At 35.5% G+C, this 6,367-nt stretch carries 8 protein-coding genes; all 8 read left to right on the top strand.

What is annotated here, in order from left to right:
* Positions 1 to 170: 170 nt before the first annotated feature.
* Positions 171 to 440, top strand: coding sequence for a DUF6470 family protein (locus tag CI949_RS15060; protein WP_108139496.1), 270 nt, complete (start codon positions 171 to 173; stop codon positions 438 to 440).
* 33 nt (positions 441 to 473) lie between these two features.
* Positions 474 to 917: a flagellar assembly protein FliW gene (gene fliW / locus CI949_RS15055; protein ID WP_290767768.1), complete on the top strand. Its 444-nt coding sequence runs from the start codon at positions 474 to 476 to the stop codon at positions 915 to 917.
* Positions 917 to 1,144, top strand: coding sequence for a carbon storage regulator CsrA (csrA, locus tag CI949_RS15050; protein ID WP_290767766.1), 228 nt, complete (start codon positions 917 to 919; stop codon positions 1,142 to 1,144). Before fliW ends, csrA begins: the two co-directional genes overlap by 1 nt.
* A 54-nt stretch (positions 1,145 to 1,198) precedes the next feature.
* Positions 1,199 to 1,606 (top strand): flagellar export chaperone FliS, encoded by a 408-nt coding sequence (fliS, locus tag CI949_RS15045; RefSeq protein ID WP_290767764.1) that lies wholly within the window; start codon positions 1,199 to 1,201, stop codon positions 1,604 to 1,606.
* A 14-nt stretch (positions 1,607 to 1,620) separates the two neighbouring features.
* The gene (locus CI949_RS15040; RefSeq protein ID WP_290767761.1) at positions 1,621 to 2,010 is read left to right on the top strand and encodes a hypothetical protein; all 390 of its coding nucleotides are present in this window, start codon (positions 1,621 to 1,623) and stop codon (positions 2,008 to 2,010) included.
* A 24-nt stretch (positions 2,011 to 2,034) separates the two neighbouring features.
* A complete protein-coding gene (locus CI949_RS15035) occupies positions 2,035 to 4,020 on the top strand; it encodes a chemotaxis protein CheA (protein WP_290767759.1) in 1,986 nt (661 codons plus the stop codon).
* Between the two features lie 32 nt (positions 4,021 to 4,052).
* On the top strand, positions 4,053 to 6,044 hold the full coding sequence (locus CI949_RS15030) for a methyl-accepting chemotaxis protein (RefSeq protein ID WP_290767758.1): 1,992 nt from the start codon (positions 4,053 to 4,055) through the stop codon (positions 6,042 to 6,044).
* 13 nt (positions 6,045 to 6,057) lie between these two features.
* Positions 6,058 to 6,367 (top strand): chemotaxis protein CheW (locus CI949_RS15025; protein ID WP_290767756.1); only part of this gene is annotated, 310 nt, incomplete at its 3' end.

Below are 6,367 nucleotides of genomic sequence, written 5' to 3'. Positions count from 1 at the left end.
ATTTAAATATTCTCTATTAATATTTTAAAACCTCTTTTAAATAATGATAAGTAGCAGTAAATAGAAGAATAACTTATTTAAGTTAGTTTAAAGATATTTAAATGGCTGTAAATGGATTTAAGATTTAACTCATCTTTGCCGATAGTTATTTGTAGAGAGGATGTGATCTAATGCTGCAGAACCTGGATTTGCAGATTGACAGTTATCCATCCAGAAAAGCAATGGGTTTTTATAACTTAAAAGACAGCACAGGTAATTATGCAAAAAAAGCTGTTGAGACGGCACAAAAGGCAGCTGCTTTTTATGCATCAACTGGAGATAAATTGAGTGATTTTGAAAATTATAAAGTATCTGATCTGGGGGCGGAAATAATGTACAGTGAAGAAAGAGAACTGGTTATAGCCTATAAACCGGGTCCCAGTATAGATTTTAAAGCTTAATATTTTAATAAATAAAAATTTGGAGGGATTTAAATGGAAATAATGACCCGCGATTTTGGTAGATTAGAAATAAAAAAGTCAGATATAATTTCTTTCAAATTAGGCCTGCCTGGTTTTGAAAGTTTAAAGGATTTTGTTCTGCTGCCGCTGGGAGAGGATTCACCATTTATTGTTATGCAGTCAGTTGATGATCCGGATATAGCATTTGTAACAGTAGAACCGGGGAATTTGATTCAGAACTATGAATTTGAAATTAATGATAAAACTGAAAAAGAGTTAGAAATCAAAAAAATTTCGGATCTTTTGATCTTAAATATAATTACACTAAAAGATGAAATAAAAAGAAGCACAGCTAACTTATCAGCTCCGATAGTTATAAATATCGAAGATAAGTTGGGGAAACAGGTAATACTTGATGACCAGCGTTATCAGGTAAGATATAAAATTTTTGCTCCTGTAGAAGAGGTGGCAGAATAATGCTGGTACTGACGAGAAAATTAAATGAAAAAATAGTTATTGATGGGCAGATAGAAGTCACCGTTGTTGGAATAGAAAATGGAAAAGTACAGCTTGGAATTGAAGCACCTCAGGAAATTGAAATTATGCGAAAAGAACTGCTGGAAGATGTAAAAGAAGAAAATAAAAAGGCAGTTAAAAACAAAAAACTGCTGGAAGAATTAAATAATTTTAAATTTGAGCTCTAATTTTATTGCTATTTTAAGCAAAAAAATATAAAATATGTTTAGGAGGTAATTATTATGCAGGGAAGAAGCGCTGATCAGTACAAGCAGATGCAGATAAAAACAGCAAGCCCGGGCAAACTTTTACTGATGCTTTATCAGGGTGCGGTTAAGTTTATGAAACTGGCTAAAAAGAATATAAAAGAAGGAAAAATTGAAGAAAGCCATAAAAATATAATTAAGGCTCAAAATATTATCTTAGAGCTGCAGAGCACTTTAAATAAGGAACAGGGTGGGCAAATTGCAGTTCAATTAGAAAGTCTCTATGATTATATTTACAGAGAGTTAATCCAGGCCAACCTTAACAAAAACACAAAACATCTTGATAATGTAATTCCTCTGGTAGAAGAATTATTTGTAACCTATAAAGAAATAATAATCAATCAAAATTCTGGAGAAGAAAAAAGAGTAAATGTTGGAGTTTAGGCTGGAGGTTGATAATGAAAGATCTTTTTATATTATACCAAAAATTAAAATCACTGACTGAAGCAGAAAGCAATCTGATTGAAGCTGGTGATTTTGACATTTTAAAAGAAAAATTGGTTCAGAAAAATGAGATAATTGCAGAGATCGATAAGGTTGAGCAGCCGAATTATTTTGCTCAGCTTGCTTTTTCTTTAACTAAAGATGAGCTGCAGGAAAAAAAAGATGAGCTATATAAACTGATGCAGGAGATAAGCAAACTGCAGGCTAAAAATATGCAGGCTCTGGAAGATAAAAAGAAGGAAAACAAAGAAAAAATGATTTCTCTTTACAGCCGTGAAAAAAGCATTAAAGGCTATCTCAATTCTGATAAATATGAGGCCAAATTTTTTGATGAAAAAAGCTAATAATTAAACTCAGGGGGGAAGTTAATGCAGGATAATGGTTATTTAGATATGTTTTTTGATGAGGCAAAAGAATATGTTGAAACTCTGAACAACGGTATCTTAACCCTCGAAAATAATCCAGGGGATAAAGAAACCATAGATGCAGTATTTAGAGCAGCTCATTCGCTTAAAGGAATGGCTGCAACAATGGGCTTTGAAAACTTAACTGAACTAACTCATAAGATGGAAAACATGCTTGATAGAGTTAGAGAAGGTAAACTTGAAGTTAGAACAGATTTTATTGATCTGCTGCTGCAGGGACTGGATAATATTCAGTTTTTGGTAGAGAAAATTAGAGAAAATGAAGGAGAAGAACCTGCCGATGTAAATTTAGCAGGTTTTATTAAAGAGCTGGCTAATTATGGTCAGCAGGCTGCTTCTAAAACAGATAATAATCAGGATAATTCAGAAGCTAAAGAAGCTGGCTTCAGCCTTCAGCTTAGTCAGGCTGAAAAAGAAGAGCTGGAAAAAAGAAAGAAAGATAAGGAAAGAATTTATCATTTAAAAGTTGTTTTAGATGAGCAGGATTTTCAGAGTGTAAGGGCCTTTATGGTTCTTAAGAAGATAGAGGAGATTGGAACTCTGTTTAAGTCTGTGCCGGCAAAAGAAGAAATCGAAAATTCGGAGGAACCGATTTCCGAACTTGATATTTATGCTCTAAGCTGGCTGCCTGCTGAAGAGTTTAAAGAGGAAGTAGCAGAGGTATCAGGAGCAGATGTTCTTAATTTTAATGAAATAGAAAACCTGGAACTGAAAGAAGAAAGCTCCGAAAGTGATGAGGGAAGTCTGCACGCAGAACACAAAGTGAATTCTTTTCAGAGTAGTTCCACTGTTCGGGTTGATATTTCAAAACTTGATACTTTAATGAATATGGTAGGAGAATTATTAATCAATAAAACCCGACTCCAGTCATTAGATATTCAAAAATCAAAATTTAATGAGATAATTCCCCAGTTAGACCGGGTGACAATGGAATTACATCATATTGTAATGCAGATTAGAATGGTACCGGTGGGAGTAATGTTTAGCAGATTCCCCAGGATGATCAGAGATCTTTCTAATAAAATGGATAAAGAGATTGATTTTATTATGGAGGGCCAGGAAACTGAGCTTGACCGCTCAATTATTGATGAATTATCTGATCCGCTTACTCATCTGCTCAGAAATGCCATTGATCATGGAATAGAGAGTCCGGAAGCCAGAAAGGCTAAGGGTAAGGATGAGGAAGGCAGAATAGAGCTTAGAGCCTATCAGAAGGGTAGTGAAATCATCATAGAGGTTAAGGATGATGGTGCCGGTATTGATGCCGATAAAATCGGTCGTAAAGCAGTAGAAAAGGGTATTGTCGGAGAAGAAGAACTTGAACAGCTGGAGAGAAGGGACATTCTTGATTTTGTTTTCCATCCCGGTTTTAGTACTGCCTCCGAAGTTACCGATGTATCGGGCCGGGGAGTCGGAATGGATATAGTTCGGAATGTGGTTAAAAAACTTGATGGTCAAATTGGCATTGAATCTGAGCTGGGCAGGGGCAGCACTTTTACTATTTCACTGCCGCTAACTCTGGCGATAACTCAAGCGCTGATGATTACAGTCGATGGAGATACTTTTGCAATTCCTCTTAATGCTGTAAGTGAAACCCTTACTATCAGTCCGGAAAATATTAAAAAGGTAAGGGGAAAAGATGTAATTGTTTTAAGGGAAAATACAATTCCACTTGTTTCTGCTTCCGAAATTTTTGGCAGTAAAAACATTGATTCATTTAAAAAGTCAGAAGAAGATCTCTCAGTTGTTATTTTAAAGAGTGGAGATCGTTTTATTGGCTTGATAGTAGAGGAACTTCTAAATCAACAGGAGATTGTAATCAAATCTCTCGGTAATTATCTGCAGGACACTGAATATATCAGTGGTGCAACAATTATTGGTGATGGTGATGTTGCTCTGATTATTGATGTAAGGGATATTGTAGCTTAAATAAAAAAATATATAATAGGGGAGATAAAAAGATGGACCTTAGCATCGACAAAATAAACTGGCAGAGTATTAGAACGAAATTAATTATAATTATTAGTGGATTAGTTTTAGCGTTAATTTTGCTTTCTTCAGTTTTTACATATTTTCAATCAAAAAGTATTTTAGAAGAAAGTATTTACCAGGCAGCCTTAGATAAAGTACAAAATAATGCCAGGCAGCTTGATATGGTTATTGATCAGAGCATCAGTTCAGTTAGAAACTTAGATCACAGCTGGTTTGATACCCGAACAACTCTGGATACCGAACTGGCAAGAGAACTTTATTTTAATATGGGTAATAATGAGCACTTTGCTACCATTGTAGAAGAACATCCTTATCTTTCTTCACTTTTTATAGTTGATTTAAATGGACAGATGAGTACAACCTACACTGAAGATGAAGTAAATATCTCAGAAACAGAGGTTTTTCAGCGTGCGCTAGAAAGTAAAGAAATTTTCCTCAGTGACCCGGTTAAGACTCCCGGAGGAGAAGAAGATGCGGTTTTAATAATTGAACCTTACTATGTAGAGGATCAGCTGGCAATGATCTTTGGTGGTTCAATTCCACTGACTGTATTTAATCAGCTGAGTACTTCAATGGATATTAATGGTGAGGGTTCAGGGTTTATCATAAATGAAAATAATTACGTGATTGCGCATGAGAATCCTAAATATCAGGGGAATAAATCACTGCTTACAGCAGGTGGAGCAGAAATGGAAGCTTTATTTAAAAAAATGCATACAGATGTTAGTGAGATAGAATTTTACAACCTTCTTGGAGCTGAGCGGGGTGTAGCATTTGCACCCTTGAAATCAGCAAATTGGGAGCTTGCAATCCAGGCAAATAATGCTAATGTAATGGCACCGATTACCACGATGAGGTATATGAGTATTTTGATTGGGATTATTGCTGTTATCATAGGGGTGGTTGTTGCCTATTATATTGCCGGTTATATTTCAAAACCAATTTTAAAACTGCGCGATTCAGCTAATGTCATAGCTGGTGGTGACCTAACCGAAAAAGTTGAGATTGAGAATAAAGACGAAATTGGAGAACTGGCAGATGCCTTTAATCAGATGGTAGATAATATTAAAAAGCTGGTTGTAAATATCAATGATTCGGCTTTAAGAACTGATAAAACCGGAGAAGAATTAAAGGATACTGCAGCTCAGACTTCCAGGTCTATTGATAATGTAGCTGCCTCAGTAGAGGAGTTTTCTGCTTCAATTGAAGAAGTAGCTGCTTCAGCAGAAGAATTTGCTTCTTCCAGTACAGAGATTAACGAAAATGTTCAGGGAATTACTGATTATACAGACCAGGTTAACGAACTTGCAGTAAGTGGTCTGGAAGAAATGCAGAAAACAGAAAACGAAATGGAAGAAGTAATGGATGTATCTGCTGAATCTATTGATAAAATTAACAATTTAAATGAGTCTGCAGGAAAAATTAACGGTATTGTTAATATGATTTCTGCTATTGCTGAACAGACAAATCTGCTGGCCTTAAATGCTGCTATCGAAGCTGCTCGGGCTGGAGATGCAGGCAGGGGTTTTGCAGTGGTAGCAGATGAAATCAGAGAATTAGCTGAAGAGACAAAGGGCTCAACCGATGAAATTAGAAGTCTGGTAGATAATCTGCAGGATGAAATTAAGGATACTGTTGGAGTTATTAATAATACCAATGAGCAGATTAAAACCGGAGCTGCTTCAGTATCTGAAACGGGTAAGACTTTTAATAATATAACTGATAAAATTAAAGATGTTGTTGATCAGGTTAAAGAAACTGCTGCTTCTGTTAATGAGCTTTCTAAAGGAAGTCAGGATATTTCTAAGGTTACAGAAGAACAGGCTGTTAACAGTGACCAGATTTCCGAATCTGTTCAGAAACAATCAGAGTCAATGGAAAATCTTAACCAGGCAGTTGATAGTCTGACTGAAATGACAGTTGAATTAAAAGAATTAGTTGGAGAATTTAAAATTTCATAAATGGGGTGTGATTATGGAGACAGCTCAAGAACGTCTGGATTTAGAGAATGCTAAAAATAAAAACAATAAAAAAAGCGGTCAGGCTCAATATGTAGTTTTTAATATTGGGGAAGAAGAATATGGGATAGAAATAGAATACACAAGAGAGATTATTAAGTCTGCCCAGATTACCAATGTTCCAAATACTGATGAGCATGTTGTAGGTGTAATAAATTTGAGAGGGATTATCGTTCCAGTCGTTGATCTGCACAGTCGTTTTGAAATTGAGGAAGACAGTGGTGATTTTGAAGCTGATGAGCAGCGGACAATTACAGTTGAAGTCA

It is taken from the genome of Halanaerobium sp., from assembly GCF_003070835.1.
This window is presented reverse-complemented; position numbering and strand designations above follow the sequence as displayed.

Bases quoted from the DNA above. Each gene is read 5' to 3' on its own strand.
- CI949_RS15060 (WP_108139496.1), top strand. From the start codon at position 171: ATGCTGCAGAACCTGGATTTGCAGATTGACAGTTATCCATCCAGAAAA.
- fliW (WP_290767768.1), top strand. From the start codon at position 474: ATGGAAATAATGACCCGCGATTTTGGTAGATTAGAAATAAAAAAGTCA.
- csrA (WP_290767766.1), top strand. From the start codon at position 917: ATGCTGGTACTGACGAGAAAATTAAATGAAAAAATAGTTATTGATGGG.
- fliS (WP_290767764.1), top strand. From the start codon at position 1,199: ATGCAGGGAAGAAGCGCTGATCAGTACAAGCAGATGCAGATAAAAACA.
- CI949_RS15040 (WP_290767761.1), top strand. From the start codon at position 1,621: ATGAAAGATCTTTTTATATTATACCAAAAATTAAAATCACTGACTGAA.
- CI949_RS15035 (WP_290767759.1), top strand. From the start codon at position 2,035: ATGCAGGATAATGGTTATTTAGATATGTTTTTTGATGAGGCAAAAGAA.
- CI949_RS15030 (WP_290767758.1), top strand. From the start codon at position 4,053: ATGGACCTTAGCATCGACAAAATAAACTGGCAGAGTATTAGAACGAAA.